Origin of the sequence: Mycobacterium intermedium (assembly GCF_002086275.1) — a bacterium.
Classification (GTDB): Bacteria; Actinomycetota; Actinomycetes; order Mycobacteriales; family Mycobacteriaceae; genus Mycobacterium; species Mycobacterium intermedium.
The window spans coordinates 1-20,962 of sequence record NZ_MVHT01000054.1 but is presented as its reverse complement, the minus strand read 5'-3'; the positions used below and the strand labels follow the sequence as shown (position 1 = coordinate 20,962).

24 protein-coding genes and 1 pseudogene are annotated in these 20,962 nt (G+C 63.9%); 12 read left to right on the top strand and 13 right to left on the bottom strand.

The window, feature by feature from the left end; genetic code table 11:
* Positions 1–33: 33 nt before the first annotated feature.
* The 5 genes and pseudogenes from BST27_RS18585 to BST27_RS34835 form a co-directional block, all read left to right on the top strand.
* Positions 34–1,359 carry an HNH endonuclease signature motif containing protein gene (locus BST27_RS18585; protein ID WP_079219570.1) on the top strand — a complete coding sequence of 442 codons (1,326 nt, stop codon included), beginning with the start codon at positions 34–36 and terminating at the stop codon, positions 1,357–1,359.
* 24 nt (positions 1,360–1,383) lie between these two features.
* Positions 1,384–1,857 carry a hypothetical protein gene (locus BST27_RS18580; protein WP_069419320.1) on the top strand — a complete coding sequence of 158 codons (474 nt, stop codon included), beginning with the start codon at positions 1,384–1,386 and terminating at the stop codon, positions 1,855–1,857.
* Entirely contained in the window at positions 1,854–2,054 is a 201-nt protein-coding gene (locus BST27_RS18575) for a hypothetical protein (protein WP_069419321.1), read from the top strand. The genes BST27_RS18580 and BST27_RS18575 overlap by 4 nt, the downstream gene beginning before the upstream one ends.
* A 104-nt stretch (positions 2,055–2,158) precedes the next feature.
* Complete coding sequence (locus tag BST27_RS18570; protein WP_069419322.1) at positions 2,159–2,392, top strand: hypothetical protein; 234 nt, start codon at positions 2,159–2,161, stop codon at positions 2,390–2,392.
* 13 nt (positions 2,393–2,405) lie between these two features.
* Positions 2,406–2,669, top strand: a pseudogene (locus BST27_RS34835) (hypothetical protein); the annotation flags it as partial.
* Positions 2,670–2,986: 317 nt separating this feature from the next.
* On the opposite strand, the gene BST27_RS18560 reads toward BST27_RS34835, so the two are convergent.
* The 13 genes from BST27_RS18560 to BST27_RS18500 form a co-directional block, all read right to left on the bottom strand.
* The gene (locus tag BST27_RS18560) at positions 2,987–3,220 is read right to left on the bottom strand and encodes a hypothetical protein (RefSeq protein WP_069419324.1); all 234 of its coding nucleotides are present in this window, start codon (positions 3,218–3,220) and stop codon (positions 2,987–2,989) included.
* A gap of 84 nt (positions 3,221–3,304) precedes the next feature.
* On the bottom strand, positions 3,305–3,520 hold the full coding sequence (locus BST27_RS18555) for a hypothetical protein (RefSeq protein WP_139805231.1): 216 nt from the start codon (positions 3,518–3,520) through the stop codon (positions 3,305–3,307).
* Between the two features lie 5 nt (positions 3,521–3,525).
* The gene (locus BST27_RS18550) at positions 3,526–3,912 is read right to left on the bottom strand and encodes a P27 family phage terminase small subunit (RefSeq protein ID WP_069419390.1); all 387 of its coding nucleotides are present in this window, start codon (positions 3,910–3,912) and stop codon (positions 3,526–3,528) included.
* 223 nt (positions 3,913–4,135) lie between these two features.
* Positions 4,136–5,548: a phage major capsid protein gene (locus BST27_RS18545; protein WP_069419326.1), complete on the bottom strand. Its 1,413-nt coding sequence runs from the start codon at positions 5,546–5,548 to the stop codon at positions 4,136–4,138.
* Between the two features lie 318 nt (positions 5,549–5,866).
* On the bottom strand, positions 5,867–6,154 hold the full coding sequence (locus tag BST27_RS18540; protein WP_069419327.1) for a hypothetical protein: 288 nt from the start codon (positions 6,152–6,154) through the stop codon (positions 5,867–5,869).
* Entirely contained in the window at positions 6,151–6,426 is a 276-nt protein-coding gene (locus BST27_RS18535) for a hypothetical protein (protein WP_069419328.1), read from the bottom strand. Before BST27_RS18535 ends, BST27_RS18540 begins: the two co-directional genes overlap by 4 nt.
* Entirely contained in the window at positions 6,371–6,622 is a 252-nt protein-coding gene (locus BST27_RS31460; protein WP_139805230.1) for a hypothetical protein, read from the bottom strand. Before BST27_RS31460 ends, BST27_RS18535 begins: the two co-directional genes overlap by 56 nt.
* Positions 6,619–8,043: a DUF3631 domain-containing protein gene (locus tag BST27_RS18530; RefSeq protein WP_069419329.1), complete on the bottom strand. Its 1,425-nt coding sequence runs from the start codon at positions 8,041–8,043 to the stop codon at positions 6,619–6,621. Before BST27_RS18530 ends, BST27_RS31460 begins: the two co-directional genes overlap by 4 nt.
* Before the next feature lie 662 nt (positions 8,044–8,705).
* Positions 8,706–9,188, bottom strand: a complete 483-nt coding sequence (locus tag BST27_RS18520) for a hypothetical protein (RefSeq protein ID WP_069419331.1) — start codon at positions 9,186–9,188, stop codon at positions 8,706–8,708.
* Positions 9,185–10,597 carry a recombinase family protein gene (locus tag BST27_RS18515; RefSeq protein WP_069419332.1) on the bottom strand — a complete coding sequence of 471 codons (1,413 nt, stop codon included), beginning with the start codon at positions 10,595–10,597 and terminating at the stop codon, positions 9,185–9,187. Before BST27_RS18515 ends, BST27_RS18520 begins: the two co-directional genes overlap by 4 nt.
* Positions 10,598–10,866: 269 nt before the next feature.
* Positions 10,867–12,072: a TetR/AcrR family transcriptional regulator gene (locus tag BST27_RS18510; protein WP_069419391.1), complete on the bottom strand. Its 1,206-nt coding sequence runs from the start codon at positions 12,070–12,072 to the stop codon at positions 10,867–10,869.
* A gap of 21 nt (positions 12,073–12,093) precedes the next feature.
* Complete coding sequence (locus tag BST27_RS18505; protein ID WP_069419333.1) at positions 12,094–12,486, bottom strand: limonene-1,2-epoxide hydrolase family protein; 393 nt, start codon at positions 12,484–12,486, stop codon at positions 12,094–12,096.
* A gap of 212 nt (positions 12,487–12,698) precedes the next feature.
* The gene (locus tag BST27_RS18500) at positions 12,699–13,871 is read right to left on the bottom strand and encodes a LuxR C-terminal-related transcriptional regulator (RefSeq protein WP_232007281.1); all 1,173 of its coding nucleotides are present in this window, start codon (positions 13,869–13,871) and stop codon (positions 12,699–12,701) included.
* A 122-nt stretch (positions 13,872–13,993) separates the two neighbouring features.
* Here BST27_RS18500 and BST27_RS18495 point away from each other — a divergent pair, with 122 nt between their 5' ends.
* The 7 genes from BST27_RS18495 to BST27_RS18460 form a co-directional block, all read left to right on the top strand.
* Complete coding sequence (locus tag BST27_RS18495; protein ID WP_069419335.1) at positions 13,994–15,250, top strand: cytochrome P450; 1,257 nt, start codon at positions 13,994–13,996, stop codon at positions 15,248–15,250.
* Positions 15,247–15,657, top strand: coding sequence for a nuclear transport factor 2 family protein (locus tag BST27_RS18490; RefSeq protein WP_079219573.1), 411 nt, complete (start codon positions 15,247–15,249; stop codon positions 15,655–15,657). The genes BST27_RS18495 and BST27_RS18490 overlap by 4 nt, the downstream gene beginning before the upstream one ends.
* A 250-nt stretch (positions 15,658–15,907) precedes the next feature.
* Entirely contained in the window at positions 15,908–16,681 is a 774-nt protein-coding gene (locus BST27_RS18480; protein ID WP_069419336.1) for an MlaE family ABC transporter permease, read from the top strand.
* Positions 16,682–16,702: 21 nt separating this feature from the next.
* Positions 16,703–17,518: an ABC transporter permease gene (locus BST27_RS18475; protein WP_069419337.1), complete on the top strand. Its 816-nt coding sequence runs from the start codon at positions 16,703–16,705 to the stop codon at positions 17,516–17,518.
* Positions 17,519–17,521: 3 nt separating this feature from the next.
* Positions 17,522–18,874, top strand: coding sequence for an MCE family protein (locus BST27_RS18470; RefSeq protein WP_069419338.1), 1,353 nt, complete (start codon positions 17,522–17,524; stop codon positions 18,872–18,874).
* Complete coding sequence (locus BST27_RS18465) at positions 18,871–19,899, top strand: virulence factor Mce family protein (RefSeq protein ID WP_069419339.1); 1,029 nt, start codon at positions 18,871–18,873, stop codon at positions 19,897–19,899. Before BST27_RS18470 ends, BST27_RS18465 begins: the two co-directional genes overlap by 4 nt.
* Positions 19,896–20,962, top strand: a 1,067-nt coding sequence (locus tag BST27_RS18460; protein WP_139805229.1) for an MCE family protein, incomplete at its 3' end; no start/stop codon positions are given. The genes BST27_RS18465 and BST27_RS18460, both read left to right, overlap by 4 nt.

Sequence of the window (20,962 nt, the reverse complement as noted above, 5' to 3'; positions counted from 1 at the left end):
CGCTTGTCGTACCGGCGTGGCATAATCGCACATATGTTCGATAGCTCGCTGCCTGACCCTGCCGAGTTGGGCCAGTTCGACGACTCGGCGCTGGTCGCAGCGATCGAGGACTGTGCCCGCGCCGAGGCAGCAGCGGCCGCCCGGCGGTTGTCCGCGGTTGCCGAGCTGACTCGCCGGCGAACCGCCAGCGAAGAGCACGCCAATTGGGCTTGCGACGAATGGGACTGCGCGGCGGCAGAAGTGGCCGCCGCCCTCGCACTGACCCACCGCCGAGCCTCCGGACAGATGCATCTCAGTCTGTCCCTGAAACGACTGCCCAAAGTGGCCGCACTATTCTTGGCCGGCCAGATCAGCGAGCGGTTGATGAATGCCATCGCCTGTCGGACCTTCCTGGTCCGTGACCTCGAGGCCTTGAAACGTATCGATGCTGACATCGCCAAGAACGCCACCACCTGGGGACCATTGTCGGTGGCCAAACTCGAACAAGCAATCGACGGCTCGATCGACAAGCATGACCCTGGCGCGTTGCGACACACCCGCGCTCGCGCCCGCAGCCGTGATCTCTGCATCGGTGAACAGGATGACGACGCCGACACCACCGCGCTGTGGGGACGGCTCTATGCTGCCGATGCGACGGCCCTGGATGAACGGCTGAACAACATGGCAAATGGTGTGTGCGATGGCGATTCGCGCACCCTGGCCCAGCGCCGTGCCGATGCGCTGGGTGCGCTGGCCGCCGGCGCTGATCACCTGGCGTGTGATTGCGGTAGCACTGAGTGCCCGGCCAGCGGCGGCGAGGACCGACGGGCCGGCGCGGTGGTCATTCATGTCGTGGCCGAGGAGTCCGCGCTCGAGGCGGTACCGGATCCGCACATGTCGGGTGAGGGACCACCGTCGCGGCCGATCACCCCGGAGATGACCCTCGCCGAGGCGTTGGCCCCGGATCCGGATCCCGATGTGCCGGCACGGCGTTCACCGCCGGCGTTGATCACCAGCGGCGGTTTGGTGCCGGCTCCATTGCTGGCCGAGTTGATCCGCGGCGGCGCGAAAGTGAGCCGAGTGCGCCCCGCGGGCGACTTCGTCGCCGAGCCGCACTACCGACCTTCGGCCAAGCTGGCGGAGTTTGTCCGGGTCAGAGATTTGACGTGCCGATTTCCCGGCTGCGATGTGCCGGCCGCTCGTTGCGATGTCGACCATACGGTCCCCTGGCCGATCGGGCCGACGCATCCATCGAACCTGAAGTGTGGGTGCCGAAAACACCACCTTTTAAAGACCTTTTGGACGGGCTGGAATGAAATGCAACGGCCCGATGGCACGGTGATCTGGACCGCTCCGAATAGGCAGGCAGGGTTGATATAACCCATCTAATCGAGAGGTATTGCCATGTCCCATACACCCGACAACGCGACCACCTGGCGCGACCTCGCCGACGCGCTCACCCCACAGCAGGTCGCATACATCGAGGAATGGGAACGCCACCCCGAGTTGCCCCCGCGTGTCGACGGCAGCGTGAAGACGCCCGAGGAACATCAGCGGACCCTGCTGCATGTGGCGCGAGAGTTCCTTGGCTCCAATACGGCTGCGGTGATGCTGGCCGATGTGGCACCGCCGGACGGCGGCGATCACCGGCCCTGGCAGGACGAGGGCGACGGCACCTGGTCACGGTTCTTTGTGGGCACGGTCCGCACGATGGGCGATGTACGGGTAATCATCGACGGCACCCAGTATTCCGACGGCCGCATCGAAAGGTTCGTCACGACGGACTCGGCCGAGGGCATGGGATCCGCTGAGGCACGGCAGTTGGCCGCGCTGATCATCGAGGCCGCCGACGAGATCGACGGGTGGGCCGAGAGATGAGCGCCGCAAGCGAACACAGCCTCGACGGGCTGCGCAACCAACTGCTGAGCCGTGTTGAAGCGCACCCGGTGCGCACCTGGTCGCCGAATCTTCTCGCCGCGATGATCGCGCTATTCGACGCCGCATACGAGCAGCGGCAGGGTCCAGAGCCCCGGCCGGGTTTCCGGCCCTACGTCGTCGGAAAAGGCACGATTTAGGATCCGACCAAGTTACGCAACTATCGGCCCGCTGCCGTCCTGGGTGGCGGGCCGAAGTTCGTTGGTCTCGACACCGCCTTCTCGTAAAGATATCCTTTACATCAGTGGAGATAAGGGCCAGCGCTCGTAAGCACGACATTGCGGACGCCGACATGCTCCACGCCTGGCGTAACGCTTTGCGTTATGTCGAGTTGGAGTACAACGGCGAGCTTCAGCTACTGGTGGTCGGCCCAAGTCGCAGCGGAGCGCCGCTTGAGCTGGTCATCCCGAGCGATCCGCCGCAGCGAATCATCCACGCCGACTACCTGCGACCCAAGTTCTACCGATACTTGCAATGAGGGGGTGATGAACATGGCACACGACGCGAAGACCGAGCAGACCGTTGAGGATTGGCTTGATTCGATCGAGCCGAACCCGGCTGACGCGCGGGACGCCACCCACATCCGGCGGATCATCGCGGCCAACGATGCGCTCCGCGCAGCACAAGCCGAACTTCAAGCCGCGGTAGCGGCCGCGAGAGCCGCCGGCGACACTTGGGATGCGATCGGGGCGGCTCTTGGCGTCAGTCGGCAAGCTGCCTATCAGCGATTTGGCAGACGGGAGCCGGTCACTGACGGCCCTCTTAGCCCCGGCACGGGGCAGAAAAGAGTCCCCGCTGGATCAATTCACGTAGGTGATGCGATCTTCCGAAGCGACCCAGGCCTCGGGGAGTTCCTGATGATCGTCAGAGAAGCGTTCCGGGGGAACCAACAGGGGACAGATTTATGTATCTGGCGCGGTGAGGTGCACAAGCTGATAGGGGCCGGGACAGGAGCAAACTTCGCGCTTCTGGGCGAGATGAAGGATGGTGGCGTTGTTGGTGTCTTGGAGTGGAAGGCGCCGGTGGACGGAGACGTCGTTAAGGCGGTTCCGCTGACCGAGGCCGATAAGTACTAGCCCGGTTTCTTCGGCGTCATAGCCTGCACAGCGACCAGTTTCCGCGGCTGCCGGGGCTGCCCCTTGCGCAGCGTGTCCAGAATCGCTGACAGCCGATGCCCCAGCGCCGGCCAATGCGCCATATACGCCGGGTTGTCCAGCCCCGACGCCAAGACCAGCGCGGCCGCCGACAAGCCCGGACGGGCGGCCAGAGCGCCGCAGCCGTCCAGCTCGGCGCGGGTAGCGTCCACGTTCGCCGAGGAAAGGGTGCGATTTGAAATGCGACCCTTTGAGACCGCCCGGCGTATGCGTCCCATCCCCGGCTCGTCTGAGTTCTAGCCCGGCTTGCTCGGCGTCATCGCCCGTATCGCGGCCAGTCGCGCTTTCGTCGTCGGCAGAAACGCCACCTGAGCCGACACCCAATCCGCCAGCGCCAGCTCGTCACAGGACGCCGGCCAGTCTTCGCGCCGGAACACCCGCAGGCGCTCGGGCCACGACCGATCCGGCGGCCAGAACGGACCCGCAGACTCAGCAGAGCGCAATCTCGCCATCAAAATCACCTGTTGTCGACCAATTTCGGGCCACTTTTGGCCCGATTCCACCGTGTTTGAGCCGCCGATTTCGCCTGCCGCGAGCGCCTTCGACCCGCCGACTCACCCGGTATCGGCAACGCCAACGCGGCCGCCAGGCGCTCGGACACCTTGCGGTGCTCGCGTAGCTCGGCCAGCAGCGGGTTGGCCTTCGGCTGGCCGGTAGAGCCGGTCACAACCATCTCCTGAGCCGAAAGCGCGCAGGTCAGCCGGTCAATCTCGTCCACCGTGCAGCACAGCTCGACCAGAAGCGCGAGCTCGGCCGGGTCCAACACATAGGTGCTCACCACGTCGCGCCACAACGCTTTTCCGCGGATCTGTAGCCCCGCCGGGGGCCTGGGGCCGATGCTCATCGGGGCCTCCTCAAAAAATGGTTTGCGCATCCGTTGGCGAAAAAAGACCACCCGCGGCGGTCTAGGCGGCGGCCGGTCCCGCTCGATCCGACCCCGCCCCCCGGTGTGTTGGTCCCGCGCGGGGGCCGAGCTTCGGGGGCGTTGGCTCGGCCCGCCGCGCGGGTTCCTGGCGTTGGTGGCCGCGGGCGGAGAACGGACGCACAGCCACCACGACCAGGAAGACTCAGGCCGAGGTTGACACCCGCAAGACTCTGAACGCGTTGTCTATCAACACATCTGAACCTACCCTGGTCCACAGCCAGGCACCCCGTTCGCCATTCGGCCTGCGGTTAGCTCCGACCAAATGCGGTATCAGCTCAAGTGACGAGCCCGTGCGCAGCGTGATGGCGAACTGGGAGAAGTCACCGTAAAGCAGCAGGTAGTTGTCCTCGGTGGCTGCGGCGTTGATGGTGCCGTCCATGTTGCTGTTCTCGTAGACGTTGCGGCCCAGCAGCATCGGCGGGTTCAGGCTCAGCTCGGGGTGCAATCTTGCGCCATTCCCGGACTCGAATTGCCGAATTGTGTTCAGGATGGCCAGGTTCGCGTTCCACGATGCGCGGGGCTGGAAGCGCGGCGGCAACGCGTTCTGCAACTTGTAGATGTCGCTGGCGGCCAAGGCCTCGGAGCCGTCACCGGTGACCACCGATGTCCCACCGTCGACCAGTGCGGAGATGATGCCGGTTGGCTGACCCGTTCCGCTTCCGGTGGTGAACGCCGTGGCCAGGAGCTGGTCTGCGCCGTCTTGCAACAGTCGGCCCAGTTCCTGCATGAGCGTGGTCGCATCCCCTTCCAGTTCAACGGAGAACGGGACGAACACCGATGCCTTGTGTGATGGGATGGCGGGCTGTGCCAGTGTCGGGCTGGCGTCGGCGGCCTCCGATGCCTCGGGAAGCCACTCGGCCACAACACCTTCAGAGGTGACGCCGTGCCAGACATCGGAAACCGTCTGAATCACACGGGATATGGCCATCAGCGGGTTGTTGCTGCCGTCCGAACTGAGCAACACGGTGCTGTCCAACTCGTACGGTACGAGGAACCCTCCGGTGGAGTCGGTCAGGTTCATCGCCCGCTGCTCTTGCTGTAGCGCGGTCACCCGTCGCCATGCTTCGCTCTCGGCGGCAGTCCATTGCAAGTGTCCGCGCTGCGGATCCAACACCATCTTGGCGAATGCTTCGCGGTAGTGCTGGGAGCCGGTTTCGGTGACCCAGCGCGCGGCCCATGACCGCGCCGGGGCCGGGCCGGAACCGACGAGCCGTTCCACGACTTCGGCACCGCCGGCGGTCAGCAGCCCGTCTCGCTGGCTGCGCTCAACGATGCGCATCGCGGCGTCCCGCTGCCGGCCGGTGGCCGGGCCGTCGCTGTCGCCCGCGCTGCCGCTCTCGATTCGCAGCCCGTTCGAGCCGTCGAGGCAGCCGGCGGCTAGGCGGCCTGCCCGTTCGAGTCGCTGCACGTGGCGGGTGATGGTGTCGAACCGGTCGGACAGCCGGTCGAACTCGGCGGTCTCGGCTCGGGTCGGGCTGGGTTGCGCGCCGATTTCTTCCATCCGCAGATGGATGCCGCGCAGCTCCGCGAGCGCCTGGGTATGGCTCAAATTCATTTGAACGTCCTTCGGGGAAAGAGTCTTCGGGGAATTGGGCTGAACCGACGCCGGAGAACGGGGCGTCGGACAGCAACCAACAAAAGGGGAGAACCGAAGGGCGCTTGGCTACGCGCATGGGGTGCCGTGCTGCGCTTCGTTGAATTGTGCCGGGTGCTTGGCGGCCGGTCGATATGGTGCCTTGCTGCGCGGCAAGCACCCCTTGGTCACCTTGCCGACACCCTGTGCCTGCCCGTGCGCTTCGCGCCCCGGTTGGTGATTGGCGTGCTCTGAACGCCATCGTAGATCACGTCGGTGTCATTCGGGAAGCGATTCGCGCTAGCCGTCTCGCCATTCAAGTCGCACCTGTTGCCACTCGCCGCCGATCATGATTTTCGCGTCACTCAAGATCGCGCCGGGCTTGAAGGCGTCGAGGTGTAGCCGCATCACGACGTCGCCGCGGTGCAGAACCGTCAGCCAGTCATCGTCGCCGGGTAGCACGGTTGTCCCGCCGGGCTGCTCGGCGAAGCGGGCTAACCACGCGTCGCGGGTCGGCATCACGTCGAGCACGGCGTTGAAGATGTGCGGGAACTGGGTCATGTCGAAGTCGTCGGTGTGTGCGCTCACTCGAACACCACCTGCAACTCGGCGTTATGGTCCTGGCGTGCCCAGAAGGCCAAGATGTCGAGCAAGTCCTCACTGTTCAAATGCGCCGCAGCCTCTTTCGCTCGGCGCTTGCCGCGTCGTGCCCACTCTCTTGGAATCCGCGATGCGCCGTCGACGACGGGTAATGCCGATACGGCGGCGACGTCAACACCGAACGCGAGGGCAAGGGCCTGAGAGTCAAGCGACAGGTCGCCGTCGACCTGACGGACGCGGACGACGATGGGGTCGGTCATCAGTGTTCTCCTTTTGGTGGTGGTTCTGCTGCTCGGCCTTGCGCCGGGCGGCGACAAGCGAAGCGATGTGTAGGCATTCCGTGTAGAGCGGGGCGATGTGCTGGCGGGTGATGCGGTCGGCCAGCTCCGCGGCCTCGGAGTCGGCCAGGTCGACACCTAGCTCTTGCCATGCGGCCTGTAACTCGGCGGCGGTCATTGGCCGCCTCCGGAATGCTGACACTCCATGCATGCGCCGGAGTTGATGGAGTCGTCGAGGATTAGCTCTGCGCCGCAGTACCGGCATGCCGGATATGGGGTATCCGGTTCAACCCGGTGCATCCGGTTATCCCGGTGCATCCGGTTACCGGAAGGGGATGAATCTGCACCGCTTTCGCCGGTTTCGCCGGATGCACCGGATTCACCGGGAGGGGTATCACCAATGCGGAGCCGACGCCACACCGGCTGGAATTGCGAACGTAGGAATCCCCTCGGGCCGCGCCCGCCGGGCCGCTGTGAGGTCACCTTGGACGCTTGGGACACAAGGCTTGCGAACCGTCTTTCAGTGAGCGCCTTGCCGTAGCTGCTGCGCTCCCCCCAGTAATCGGGGTTGTGCGCGATCAGCCTGCCGACGAGGTCGCGGGTTGGCACCAAGTCGTCGTGGTCGGGCCAAATGGAATGGAGGTCAGTCAGAATCACCATTCCTGGGGGAAGGTTCCGCAAACCCGCTTCCCGCTCGGCGTCCTGTTCGGCCAAAGCGCGGGCGATCAACTCGTCGGCAACGCCGGGCCAGCGCCCGCCCGCCAGGACGGCAACCCTTTTCAGTGGGCGCCACTTTTCTTTCGTGCGGCCGATGCACTTGGCTGGTAGCTCTACAACGAGGCCCTTCGCCTGGTCGCGAACCTGGTCGGCGAATTGCGTTATGGCATCCCTTAACTGGTGGGCGTCGTCCTCGATGAGCTCCCAGTCCGAATCCTCGATCGTGCCGTCGGTGTCGGGCATCAACAGGATGCGTATGCAACGGGAGCGCGTATCGTCGGGCAGGTTCGGCGCGTTGCCTGCTATGGCGACGGGCCCGTGGGTGGACATTTCCTCGGCTTTCCACCCGCCACCCTTCACAGGTACGAGTACCGGACGCGTGGCCCCGACTCGGTACCCGGAATTGATGATTCCAATGAGTTCAGGAACGTTCGGTCCGTCGGGACGCAATGAGCGGTCCACCTCATCCAGCAATAGCGTCCGCACGCCCTTTTCCAACAGCCGAGGCAGCAGGGCCGGCGACGATAGGTTCGCAACCTGCACCGGCTGGTAACACAACCGTGAGAAGTGGTCCAGCACTGTGGTTTTTCCCGACTCAGGCAGTGTGGAGTCCAGTTGCAGCCTTGGCGTGGTGTACAACTCGCGCGCAAGATGCGTATGCACCGTCCAGAGCGCGAGCAACGCAAGGTCACCGTCAAACGTCACCTTGATGAATCGGCCAAACCACTTTTCAATCGCATCGAGCAGCTCGGCTCCGTTGGACGTTTGATTCTCAGGAGCAGATGCCAGATTTCGGATCGGGGGGAAGGGGACTATCTGGGCTGGGCGATACTTCCCCGACTCAGCCAACTCCCGCCCGCGAGCAATGGGGTCGTCGGCCATTACGCCACCCCCTCGCCAGTTGTGCGCCGGTGCACGGCGATGGCTAAGTCCCTGCGACCGATACGCCAGAGGCCGCGACAGACGGACGCATTAGCCAAGCCGGGCAGTCCCTGCCGGTCGAGCGTGTCGAGGGCTTCAGCAGCGGCAACGGCCTGGCGGTCGGTAACCGGTTCATCGCAGCGGTAACAATGCGCGTGAGGATCACCGCGATGTCCACAGGGCAACTCGGCACGTCCGCGTCGAGACAGCCGCGCAGCTTCTCGGGCGGCTATGATGCTGGTATCTGCTGCTGAGTTGGCCGTCCCGGTGCCGCCGGGGCGGCCTCTCTCATTGGGTGGCATCACCTACCACCGCCCGCGGTCAGCAGCGCGGCGATTCGGCTCAGTTGCTCGTCAGACGGCCGGTGAGCGCCGTCGAGCACAGTGCGCACAGCGCGTTCCAGCTGTAGCGCGCCAAGGGTTTGGTACTTCCGGGCAACAGTGGGGTCGTCGTCAGTTTTGCCGCGGGACTTATCGGCACCGATAGACGACCGCGTGCTACGGATGTTGGCTTGGATTGCTTGGAGTTGCGCGAGGGACAATTTCGAATCCAGTCATTGCGAATGACCGGGAGTCCCATCCCGCTGCTAATGAAGGTAGCAGGTTCGCCTAGGGTGGCTTAGCTTATTTGCCCGGCGTGTTGCGCGCGAGGAGCGAAAACAGGTGCAACGTCAGCACGACGGCGGAATCGCTCAAACCTGGTGTTGCGATGCCCATTTGCACGGCTATCGTGTGCGGAGCAGATTCCGCCAATTCGACAACGAATGCAGAGTCGCTCAGCCTCTCGCACAGCGTCTGTAGTGAATCCTGTCGAAGGGCCACCGGTTCGCGGGTGCAAGTACGTATCGCCCCAGTCGTGTACTTCGGGCAGATGAACTCCCATTTGAGTCGGGTCCATTGTCCACGTGCGTAGGGCTGACCGACAGCCCCACGCACTCGGTCGTCGCCGTCGAGATAGCTCGCTATCACCGGGGGCTGCGGTAGCCAGCCTTGGTCGTCGTCAGCCCAAAGAATTGGTGCGACTAGGTCGCAGCGGTCGAGCTCGATGCGGCCGTCGCCCTCGCGGCCGTGGTCGCAGACGATGACGATATCGGGGTGCGTAGTCATTTCCACTCGATGTCGAGGTAAGAGCCGAACCGCTCCCATTCGGCTTGCGTGGGGCCGTCCGGCGCGGTGAACCACTTCAGACCAGGTGGTATCGGTTTCACGGTCACCGTGCAAATTTCTTGGAGCACTTTGCCCTTCAAATCTGGCGTCAGCTGATCCCAGTGCTCGCGGATGGCGTCACCGGCTGTAATCAGGTCAGCGGCAGGCGATTTACGCGCCAAATCGGCTAAGACCGTGTCCACCCCGGCCAATTGCATCCGCAGATCCGCTGTGCCGCGCTTTAGTTGGCTTCCGTCGATGTCGCCGGCGGCGAACATGGCTGCTAATTCATCGAGTCGGGCTTGCAGCGCGGCACGGCGGGTGTGCAGGCCGTCAACGTCCACGGTTTCGCCTTCCAACTGCACGGTCAGCCGTTGCCGCGTCTCAGGGTCCGATAGGTACCCCAACACCAGCGTTTCCATGTACTCATCGAGCGGTTTGCCAGCGCGGGCCAAGTGGTACTTCGCTCGGCACACATAGAGCAGCCGGGTCCGACCTTTTGGGTACGATGCGTACATTTTCGCCCCGCACCTGCCGCAGATGTAGCGGCCTGAGCCCATGTGCTTAAGCTCGAAGGCCAGGCCAGGCCGCCGAGATGGGTCCGAGAGAAACGCCTGTAGCCCGCGGTGCGTATCGGGGTCGACCAGCGGCTCCCAATTACCTTGCGCGACAACCTTGCCGCGATGGGCACGTAGTCCTGCATGCAGCGGGTTGGTCAGCATCTTGCGCAGCGTGAGGTTCGTCCATTGGTAGCCGCGCGTGGTCAGCAGTCCGCGTTGGTTCCATTCGATTGAGATGGAACGCAGCGAGCGGCCCGCGAGGACATCTGCGACTGCCTGTCGGTAGGCGGACGCTTCCGGTTCCAGCGGCTCGCCAGTCTTGGTGTAGCCGAACGGGCGCTGACCGGACTTGACCCACTCACCGGCGGCCGCGCGCTGCTCGTTGGCGCTGCGCTGCCGCTCGGCCTTGTGCTCGGATTCCTGGCGGGCCGTCGCGCCCAGGATGCGGCCCAACATCCGCCCCGCGCTAGTGCCCAGGTCCAGATCGCCGCCGACAACGGTACGCAGTCGCACACGGCGTTCGTCGGCAACCTCGATCAACCGCTCCAAGTCGCGCATTGACCTGTAGAGCCGGTCGGGATGCCAGGCCAGCAGCGCTTCGAACTGCCCGGCCTTCATATCGGTTAGCAATCGCTCGAAACTTGGACGTCGCTTGCCGCTGTATGCCGAAATGTCGTTGTCGCTGTATGTCTCTCGGATATCCCACCCCAAACGCTCGGCCAGTGCCTTGCACTCATCAAGTTGGCGAGTCACGCCGAGTTGCTGGCCCGTGGGGTCGGACGATATGCGGGTATAGACGGCTGCGCGCACGAGGATTAGTGTAGTGCATCAACCCTACTTTCCCGAACGGACGCACATACACGACTCACCCCGGGAGCCGCATCTTCTTCCCGTCCTGGAATACCACCACCGCCGAACTTCCCAAAATAGTCATTCCCACAGGCGATCCCGGCGATCGCGGCGTGATGATGCCTCAACGCCGACGCACTCGAGCCGTCGAACGGGCCGCACGCATCGACTACGAGCGCTCCCTCAACGACGCCCACGTCGCCGAACGCAATAAGCCACCACCGTTTTGATCAAGAAGCGGCTGGGGACCGGCTGGTCAGGATTGCCAGTGCGAGCGCGGTGATCTCGTCCGCGACTTCGGTAAAGCGCGTGAGATGCCAGGTGCGCGAGACGTCTTCGATAAAGCTGATGGCCGCCGAAACAAGCAGCCGCCCTTGTGCCACAGTGGTTTCTGGAACCAATTCGGCGATCAGCTCGATCCACACGGTGTCCCGATCCGCCTGATTCCGCAGGTATGCGTCGCGCACCTCGTTCGAAGCATGCGGCAGTTCGGTAATGGACACCGCGACAAGATCGGGCGCGTCCAGGCTCAGCCGTACATGCCCTTGTACCAATTGCTGAAGCCGTTGCGCAGCATCGGGATTAGATCGCACCGCGCGGATGCACTCGAGGCTTCGCCACTCATCGAGGCGACGGATGAGCGCATCGAGGATCGCCTGTTTGGAGGGGAACGACCGATAGAGGCCGGGACCCGCTATGCCGGCCCCCTTGCCGATCTCGCTGGTACTGACAGCCGGGTAGCCCTGCGCGCGGAACAATCGTGCGCCCGCGGCCAGCAGAGTTTCGTAGCGGGAATAGAGCACGGCTTCGTCGTCCGGCGTCGCTTCGAGCGGGCTCAATTCGGCGACCGGTGGCGTCTTCGCGGCGGCCATACACGCTTGGTACAGCACATCTTTGAGTTCCTCGGCCGGAAGGGTCAGGTTGTGCCTACCCAGGCCGGTCAGCGTGCTGGCCACCGCCCACGCCCGCAGTTCCGACTGTGGGGGAGTCAGACCAGGCACTTCCAACAAGACGTTGGCGCGCATCCCCGCGACGATGGTGTTGATACGCCGCCGGACTTCCGCACGGTCCGCTTCGTTGAGGTAACGGGCCTCGCGCTGCCACAACACCGTCAGGGAACGCGATGCTATGGCCGCCGTAATGTGGTCCGGCAGATCAAGACTCAATGGTCGAGGCGCCGGTTCCGCCTGGCCCTCGTCGAGGCGACGCGCACTCTGATACTGCTCCTGGCCGGTCCGGATCGACTCGGCGAGCAACGCCTGCTTGTTGTCGTAGTGCCGGTACAACGCACGTGCGGTGACCCCTGCCGCCTCGGCGATGTCCTCCAACTTGACCGAGTGAAAGCCGCGTTCGATGAACAACCTCACAGCCTGCTCGAGAATCTGCTGCTTGCGATCCTTGGGCCGGCGACGGACGGATTGAACGGTGGTTTCCATGGTCTCCATCGAGCTCGAACCCTACAGCTTGAGTCCGCTTTGACTCTCGAAGTCGGCGAGGTCGAAGTAGTCGCTGAAGCGGGTTATCTTGCCGTTTTCGACTTCGAAGACGCCGGTCACGGGCAGCTCGACCTTGCGGCCGTCGTTCATGGTGAAGTAGTCGATGCGCTCGGCGAGCACCAACCCCGGTTCGGCCGCCAACCTGACGATGTCGAGCTTGGCGTCGGAGAACGCATCCAGGAAACCCTGGAAGACCGCACGAATGCCCGCGATGCCGTTGATCGGCTCTACCGGCACGTTGTGGTAGACCGCGTCGTCGGCGAAACCACTGCAGATGGCTTCCAGACTGCGCCCCTCCCACGACCCGAGGAAATCGCGGACGACCTTCTCGCTGGCTTCCTTGGTATCGGTCATGCGAAAGACCCCTCCTGAACTATCTTCGGAGTCTCAAGATACATCAATCAGCATAAATGCACCATTACGTGCTATTTGTCAAACTTTACAACCACAAGTAATCGGTAGCGTTCATGGACATATGCTCGGCCCGGTCTTCGATGTGACCCCGCTGTACACGACGCAACAGTGGCAGAGATCGTCCCTCCCGGCCGGGAGAAAACCCCCGGCCCTCAACTAGTTTCAGGCACACTCGCCAACCGCACATACGCCGACGCAGCCTCGGCACGGTTCGTCGCGTTCAGCTTGCGCAAAACCCTCTTGACATGAGATTTCACCGTGCCCGCGGAAATGACCAGCTCGTCGGCGATTTGCTGATTCGTCCGGCCGGCCGCCATCAGCCGCAGCACCTCGACCTCGCGCCGCGTCAGCATCGTCATCACCCGCGTCTGCACCTCGGCCAACGAGCGTGCCGCGGGACTCCGTTCGACCGGCTCGATTTTGCGCAGATCAAGATCCGCATCCTGTAGGGCGCGGGCCGCTTCGTCCGCCGACGCTAGTGCCCGAAGCACCTCCGCATGCTGACGGCGCATCCGCTCCAGCAGCACCGTGCGTTCGTAGGCATAGCCGAAACCTTCGGCGAACGCCCACACGGTGTCGCGATCGATTTCGTCGACCATGCGCCCCGAATACAGCCGGTCCGCGTGCAGAAACCCAATCACCTTGCCGGTCGGCATGATCGGCGCCGCCACATACGAATGCGTCAGCGAGAAGTCCACAATGGGCCGGTTGACCCGCGGATCATTGCGCGCGTCGCGCACGATCGCGGGCGCGTGCCGCCGGATCATCTGCGTCTCGATCAGCATGTGGTCCAACAACGGAGCAACCGACTGCGCGAACGCCACCATCTTCTCCGCGCCCTCAACATCGTCGCCGAAATACGCCGACTCCATGACCATCCGGCCCTCATGCACGCGGAAGAGCACGGCGCGGTCGAAGCCGCACGATTCAACCATCTCGCGCGGCGCGCGGTCGACGATCGTGGCGACATCGTCAACGGCGCGCAGCTTGCTCAAGCCTTCCTGCACGGCCAGCAGCGCCGAGGTGCGTCGCTTGGCGTCGTCCTCGATCAGCTCCCGTTCCAGCGAGCACAAGTCCAGCAGCGAGTCGAGCGCTAGCAGCGCATGCTCGTTGCCCTGTGCCTCCAGCGCGCCGCGCACGACGGTGGCCTTGGCATCGATGGCTTCCGCCACGACGGCCAACGGATCGTCGGTGGGATCCACCCCGCAGTCAGAGAACGCCGCACGGTAGCGGCGTGCCGCCTCCGTTTCCCGGGCCGGGCTCGATGCCCACCCTGGGTGATCTCCCTCTGCCAACGTGCCCAGCGAAACGGAATTGATCACGATGCTTACTGTCCTCCCACAAGAGCCGCGGCGCGACCAAAAAGCGAAATTGCCCTCGTACGGGGGGAGGAGTCCCCCCCAACGGGGGATCGCTTTGTCGGCGCTGCAGGAAGAGGCTGATCGACATGCCATCCACAACGTTCCCCGCGGCCTCTGCGATCGAACTCTTGACCACCCCCCACGGCATCGCCAATCCGTATCCGTTGTACGACGAACTTCGACAGCTCTCTCCCGTTGCGGGATACCGGGATTGGCCGCCCGGAACGGTGCCGGGCGCAGACGAACCCGTCACCGCCTGGGCGCTGTTCCGCTACGACCAAGTGCTGGCGGCGGCCAAGGACAGCACCACCTTCTCGTCGCGCGACCCCCTACAGGAGGCCTCTTCGGCACCAAGCCTGATGCTGGTCAACACCGATCCGCCCACCCACGAGGTGGAACGGAAACTGGTGAGCCAGGCGTTCTCCCCGCGCCGGGTCAAGCGCCTCGAGGGCTGGCTCAACGACCTCGTCCCTCGGCTGCTCGACGACCTCGGTGACGGCGACATCGAAGTCATGGACTTCGCCGCCGAGATCCCCACCCGGGCCATGGTCCGGCTGCTCGGATTGCCGGACGGCGACCATGTGCGATTCCGCCGGTGGGCCAACGCGTTCATGCTCTCCTCTGCACTGACGCCCGAAGAGCGCATGGCCAGCAACGAGGAAATGGTGACGGCTTTCGCCGTGCGCCTCGGCGAACACACCGCACGACTGGCCGAGCGCACCGCCGGCGACGGGACCAGCGAAGAGGTCGACGACGCCGAGGATCTCATCTCAGCCCTGTTGCGCGCCGAGGTCGACGGTCAGCGGCTCACTCCCGAGGAAATCGTCCGATTCTGTGTGACGTTGGTGGTCGCCGGAAGCGAAACCACGACGTTCTTGATCGGCAACCTGCTACACGCGCTGGCCCGGGAACCGGAAGTCCAGCGCCGGATCCGCGCCGACCGAACACTGCTGAATATCTTTGTCGAAGAGACACTTCGGCTCGACGGGCCGCCACAACGGCTGTTCCGCATCGCCACCCGCGACGTCGAAATCGACGGAAAGTTGATCCGCCAGGGGGAGTGGGTAGCGCTGTTCTTCGGAGCCGCCAACCGCGATCCCGCGGTGTTTTCCAACCCTGGCCGCCTCGACATCGACCGGCCCAACATTCGCCAGCAGCTCTCGTTGGGGCACGGCCTGCATTTCTGCCTGGGCGCATCGCTGGCCCGCCTCGAGGTGATGGCGGTGCTCAACGCGGTGCTGGACCGGTACCAGACGGTCACGCTGACTGACGACCCCGGTACCAAGCAGACCGCGAGCCTGCTAACCCACGCGTATGTCCGTCTGCCCCTGCACTTCTCATGACCAGTTCGGTGGTGTCGCGCAATATCGAAGCGACAAGAGCGATCTACGCCGCCGTGCCGGCCGGTGACGTGGACACCGTGTTGAAACACCTCGACCCAGAGGTGCGGATCACCTATTACGGGACGGAGCAGATCCCCTATGCCGGTGACTACCGTGGCGTCGAGCAGGCGTTGACATTTCTCGCGACGGTCGGGCAGACGGTCGAGGTGCTCGAAATGGAGCCATGGAAGTTCATCGCGCAGGGTGACGACCTGGCCACCTGGGGCCGCCAGAGGTTCCGGCGACTGGCCACCGGACACGAGTGGGAATCCGAGTTCGCGCACATCATTTCGCTGCGCGACGGGCGTTGGCTGTACTTCCGCGACTTCGCGAATTCCGCACTGGCCTTGGCAGCGTTCACCCGATGAACCACAAGCAGCCGGCCTGTGCGTGATGACTCCCGACGCAGGGTGCACCACGCTAAGGCACGCGCTCTACCGCAGTACTAGCAAGATACATCATTGGCGATAAGCAGTCATTAGCTTGGATATTTACTGATCAGTTCCTGAAGAAATGGCGTATTGTCTATGGACATGTTGGGCTTGCGCCGCGTACCCTCTCGGGTGTCACTCGCCCGCATCAACCAGTACGGGGGGACCGTGTGAGGTCTACGACGTCATGGTGATGGTGGTCGATCAAGCCGCCAAGCCCGTCCGCGCGATAGGCGACTTCTTCGCAATGTCGCTGGACACCTTCGCGTGCATGTTCAAGCGACCCTTCGCGTGGCGCGAGTACCTGATTCAGTGCTGGTTTGTGGCGCGGGTGTCGACGCTGCCCGGCATCTTGATGACGATCCCGTGGGCGGTGATTTCCGGGTTCCTGTTCAATGTCCTACTCACCGATATCGGCGCCGCGGACTTCTCCGGCACGGGCTGCGCCATCTTCACCGTGGACCAGAGCGCCCCCATCGTCACGGTCCTAGTGGTCGCCGGGGCGGGCGCCACCGCCATGTGTGCCGACCTGGGCGCCCGGACCATCCGCGAGGAGTTGGACGCACTACGGGTCATGGGTATCAACCCAATTCAGGCGCTGGCGGTTCCCCGGGTGCTGGCGGCGACGACGGTGTCACTGGCCCTGAGTTCGATTGTCACGGCGACCGGACTGATCGGCGCGTTCTTCTGCTCCGTCTTCCTCATGCACGTCTCGGCGGGCGCGTGGGTGACCGGTCTTACCACGCTCACCCACACCATCGACGTCTTCATCTCGATGATCAAGGCGACGTTGTTCGGCCTGATGGCCGGGCTGATCGCCTGCTACAAGGGCATGTCGGTCGGTGGTGGTCCGGCCGGCGTCGGCAGGGCCGTCAACGAAACCGTGGTGTTCGCCTTCATCGTGTTGTTCGTGATCAACATCATCGTGACCGCCGTCGGCATGCCGTTCATGGTGCAGTGAGCGGGGTCGTGAGGTGAAGTCATGACGATCACGAAATCCGTTACCGGCGAATGGAACCGGCTCGGCGCCCAGATGCGCTTCTACGTCACCACCCTGACCGGCATACCGGACGCGGTGATGAATTACCGCACCGAGTTGCTGCGGGTGATCGCGCAAATGGGTTTGGGCACCGGGGTTCTGGCAGTCATCGGGGGAACGGTCGTCATCGTCGGATTCTTGGCCATGACCACCGGCGCAATCGTTGCGGTGCAGGGCTACAACCAATTCGCGTCCGTCGGAGTGGAGGCTCTCACCGGCTTTGCCTCCGCATTCTTCAACACCCGCGAAATTCAGCCGGGCACGGTGATGGTCGCGCTGGCGGCGACCGTCGGCGCGGGCGCCACCGCCCAACTTGGCGCGATGCGGATCAACGAAGAAATCGACGCCCTCGAGGTGATCGGCATCCGCAGCGTCAGTTATCTGGCGAGCACTCGAGTGCTGGCCGGAATCGTCGTTGCCGTGCCGCTGTTCTGCGTCGGACTCATGACGGCGTATCTGGCGGCACGCATCGGAACCACCGCCATCTACGGCCAGGGATCCGGCGTTTACGACCACTACTTCAACACATTCCTACGGCCGTCCGATGTGCTCTGGTCGTCACTGGAAGTCGTCATCGTCGCGCTGATGATCATGCTGGTGTGTACCTACTACGGGTACACCGCGCACGGTGGTCCGGCCGGTGTCGGCGAGGCCGTCGGCCGGGCGGTGCGGGCCTCGATGGTCGTCGCATCGATCGCGATCGTCATCATGACGCTGGCGATCTACGGCCAGTCCCCGAACTTCCACCTGGCGAGCTGAGACATGAGACGCGGACCAGGAAGGCACCGTCTGCACGACGCGTGGTGGACACTGATCCTGTTCGGCGTGATCGGCGTGGTTGTGCTGGTAACGGCGGTGTCGTTCAACGGCACCCTGCGTTCTTTCGTGCCGGTGACGCTGACCGCGGACCGTTCCGGCCTGGTCATGGACCCCGGCGCCAAGGTGATGATGCGCGGGGTGCAGGTCGGCCGGGTCGGCCAGATAGGCAACGGTAAGAACAGTGCCCGTTTGCAGTTGGAGATCGACCCCGATCAGATCCCCTACATCCCGGCCAACGTCGAGGCACGAATCAGCGCCACCACCGCCTTCGGCGCGAAGTTCGTCGATCTGGTAATGCCGCAGAACCCCAGCACCGCAAGGCTTTCCGCTGGAACAGTCCTGCACTCCAAGAACGTCAGCACCGAGATCAACACCGTCTTTGAAAACGTCGTCGATCTACTGAGCAAGATCGACCCGCTCAAGCTCAATGCGGTGCTGACCGCCCTGGCCGACGCCGTCCGCGGCCAGGGTGAACGGATCGGCGAGGCCACCACCGACCTCAATCAGGTATTGCAGGCCCTCAACGCCCGCACCGACACCATGCGGCACAACTGGCGATCCTTGAAAACGTTCGGCGACACCTATGATGCCGCCGCCGAAGACATCCTGACGATTCTCAACGCCACCAGCACGACCAGCACCACCGTCGTGAAGCATGCGGATCAGCTAGATTCCCTGCTCCTCAACGTGATCGGACTGGCCAGCTCCGGAACCACCCTGCTTGCGCAAAGCCGGGACAACCTCGTCGCGGCTGTCAACATCCTGGAGCCGACCACAAACCTGCTGCACAAGTACTCTCCCGAATACACCTGCTTCCTGCAGGGCGCCAAGTGGTATCTCGACAACGGCGGCTATTCGGCGTGGGGTGGTGCCGACGGGCGGACCCTGCAACTCGATGTCGCGTTGTTGTTGGGCAACGACCCCTACGTCTTTCCCGACAACCTGCCGATCGTCGCGGCCAAGGGCGGTCCCGGCGGCAAGCCGAGCTGCGGCTCACTTCCCGATGCCAGCAAGAACTTTCCGGTCCGCCAGCTCGTCACCAACACCGGCTGGGGGACCGGACTCGACATTCGGCCGAACCCGGGTCTGGGCCATCCCTGCTGGGCCGACTACTTCCCGGTGACCCGGGCCATACCTCAGCCGCCCAGCATCCGTCAGTGCCTCCCCGGGCCGGCGATCGGCCCCAACCCCGGCGGTCCGCCGTACGGCGCGCCGCTCTACGGCCCGGGCGGAATCCCGCTGTGGCCCGGGGTAACCCCGGCGGAACCCGACGCACAAATAGGAGAGCACCCATGAGGGAGAACCTGCGAGGCGTGATCTTGCGCCTCGGCATCTTCCTGACGGTATGCGTGCTAACGGCTTTCATGTTGGTCGCCGTGTTCGGTGAGGTCCGGTTCGGCGAAGGCAACACCTACTACGCCGAATTCACCAACGTGTCCAATCTCAGGGAGGGCAAGCTGGTTCGGATCGCCGGCGTCGAGGTGGGCAAGGTCAAGAAGATCACCATCAACCGGGACGCGACGGTCCGGGTGGAGTTCACCGCTGACGACTCGGTGGTTCTCACCCAGGGGACCCAGGCGGTGATCCGGTATGACAACCTCTTCGGTGACCGCTACCTGGCGCTGGAAGAAGGCGCGGGCGGCCTCACCATACTGAAGCCCGGCCAGACGATTCCGTTGGCGCGCACCAAGCCGGCGTTGGACCTGGACGCGTTGATCGGCGGCTTCAAACCGCTGTTTCGTGCGCTCGACCCCGATCAGGTCAACGCACTGAGCGAGCAACTGCTGCAGGCGTTTCAGGGCCAGGGACCGACGATCGCGTCGTTTCTGCAACAGGCCGCCGCCGTGACCCACACCTTGGCCGATCGGGATCAGCTGATCGGACAGGTGGTCGACAACCTCAACGTCGTGCTGGGTTCGCTTGGCAGCCAAAGCGACCGGCTGGACAAGGCGGTGGCCAACCTGGCGCAACTCGTGCACGGGCTCGCCGAGCGCAAGGCCGACATCTCCAACGCGGTGGCATACACCAATGCCGCCACCGGATCCATCGCCGACCTGCTGTCGCAGGCCCGAGCGCCGTTGTCGACGGTGGTTCAACAGACCGACCGGGTCGCAGACATCGCCGTTGCCGATCACGAGTACCTGGACAACCTGCTCAACACGCTGCCGGATAAGTACCAAGCCCTCTACCGCCAGGGCATGTACGGCGACTTCTTCGCCTTCTATCTGTGCGATGTCGTGCTCAAGGTCAACGGCAAGGGGGGCCAGCCGGTGTATATCAAGGTGGCCGGGCAGGCCACGGGGCGGTGTGCGCCCAAATGAAATCGTTCGCCGAACGCAACCGACTGGTCGTCGGCGCCGTCGGCATCGTGCTGGTTGGAGCCGCGGTGCTAGGCGCGTTGCAATACCAGAAACTGCCGTTCCTGCATCGAGGCAAGACGGTCTCCGCCTACTTCGCCGACGCCGGAGGCCTGCGGACCGACAACACCGTCGAGGTTTCGGGTTACCCGGTCGGAAAGGTGTCCAGCATCGAACTCGACGGGCCCGGGGTGCTGGTTAGGTTCAACGTTGCCAAGGACATTCGGTTGGGCGATCGCACCGAGGTGGCGATCAAGACCAAGGGCCTGTTGGGCAGCAAGTTTCTCGACGTCCTGCCCAGGGGAGAGGGCGAGCTGGTAGGACCCATACCGCTCGAGCGAACCACGTCGCCGTATCAACTACCCGACGCGCTGGGTGATTTGGCCACCACGATCAGCGGATTGAACACCGACCGGCTGTCGGAATCGCTGGGGACGCTGGCGCAGACCTTTGCCGATACGCCGGCGAATTTCCAGAATGCGATGAAAGGCGTCGCCCGGCTCGCGCAGACCCTCGACGACCGCGACAGCCAACTGCGGCACCTGCTCGACAATGCGGCCAAAGCGACAGGGGTGTTGTCCAAGCGCACCGACGAGATCATCAGCCTGGTGCGCGACACCAACGCACTGTTGGCGCAATTGCGAACGCAGAGTGCCGCATTGGATCAGATCTGGAATAACATCTCGGCAGCCTCACGTCAGTTGCAGGGTTTCGTCGCCGAGAACCGAGAGCAGCTGCGGCCCACGCTGGACAAGCTCAACAGTGTGCTGGCCATCGTCGAAAGCCGCAAAGAGCGTATCCAGCAAGCCATCCCGCTGCTCAACGGATACGTCATGTCATTGGGCGAATCGCTGTCGTCCGGCCCCTTCTTCAAGGCATACGTGGTGAACCTGCTGCCGGGTCAGTTCGTACAGCCGTTCATCAGCGCCGCCTTCTCCGACCTGGGCTTGGACAGCTTGATGACGGTGTCGCGGATGGTGGCACCTTGCCCGCGCAAGTTGGCGGCCGCGGTGTTGACCAGCGCGCC

Excerpts from the sequence above, each read along its gene's own strand:
- BST27_RS18510 (WP_069419391.1), bottom strand. The coding sequence starts at position 12,072 with ATGGAAACCACCGTTCAATCCGTCCGTCGCCGGCCCAAGGATCGCAAG.
- BST27_RS18480 (WP_069419336.1), top strand. The coding sequence starts at position 15,908 with ATGGTGATGGTGGTCGATCAAGCCGCCAAGCCCGTCCGCGCGATAGGC.
- BST27_RS18465 (WP_069419339.1), top strand. The coding sequence starts at position 18,871 with ATGAGGGAGAACCTGCGAGGCGTGATCTTGCGCCTCGGCATCTTCCTG.
- BST27_RS18580 (WP_069419320.1), top strand. The coding sequence starts at position 1,384 with ATGTCCCATACACCCGACAACGCGACCACCTGGCGCGACCTCGCCGAC.
- BST27_RS18475 (WP_069419337.1), top strand. The coding sequence starts at position 16,703 with ATGACGATCACGAAATCCGTTACCGGCGAATGGAACCGGCTCGGCGCC.
- BST27_RS18575 (WP_069419321.1), top strand. The coding sequence starts at position 1,854 with ATGAGCGCCGCAAGCGAACACAGCCTCGACGGGCTGCGCAACCAACTG.
- BST27_RS18495 (WP_069419335.1), top strand. The coding sequence starts at position 13,994 with ATGCCATCCACAACGTTCCCCGCGGCCTCTGCGATCGAACTCTTGACC.
- BST27_RS18520 (WP_069419331.1), bottom strand. The coding sequence starts at position 9,188 with ATGACTACGCACCCCGATATCGTCATCGTCTGCGACCACGGCCGCGAG.
- BST27_RS18535 (WP_069419328.1), bottom strand. The coding sequence starts at position 6,426 with ATGACCGACCCCATCGTCGTCCGCGTCCGTCAGGTCGACGGCGACCTG.
- BST27_RS18555 (WP_139805231.1), bottom strand. The coding sequence starts at position 3,520 with ATGGCGAGATTGCGCTCTGCTGAGTCTGCGGGTCCGTTCTGGCCGCCG.
- BST27_RS18530 (WP_069419329.1), bottom strand. The coding sequence starts at position 8,043 with ATGGCCGACGACCCCATTGCTCGCGGGCGGGAGTTGGCTGAGTCGGGG.
- BST27_RS18545 (WP_069419326.1), bottom strand. The coding sequence starts at position 5,548 with ATGAATTTGAGCCATACCCAGGCGCTCGCGGAGCTGCGCGGCATCCAT.
- BST27_RS18490 (WP_079219573.1), top strand. The coding sequence starts at position 15,247 with ATGACCAGTTCGGTGGTGTCGCGCAATATCGAAGCGACAAGAGCGATC.
- BST27_RS31460 (WP_139805230.1), bottom strand. The coding sequence starts at position 6,622 with ATGACCGCCGCCGAGTTACAGGCCGCATGGCAAGAGCTAGGTGTCGAC.
- BST27_RS18585 (WP_079219570.1), top strand. The coding sequence starts at position 34 with ATGTTCGATAGCTCGCTGCCTGACCCTGCCGAGTTGGGCCAGTTCGAC.
- BST27_RS18550 (WP_069419390.1), bottom strand. The coding sequence starts at position 3,912 with ATGAGCATCGGCCCCAGGCCCCCGGCGGGGCTACAGATCCGCGGAAAA.
- BST27_RS18505 (WP_069419333.1), bottom strand. The coding sequence starts at position 12,486 with ATGACCGATACCAAGGAAGCCAGCGAGAAGGTCGTCCGCGATTTCCTC.
- BST27_RS18470 (WP_069419338.1), top strand. The coding sequence starts at position 17,522 with ATGAGACGCGGACCAGGAAGGCACCGTCTGCACGACGCGTGGTGGACA.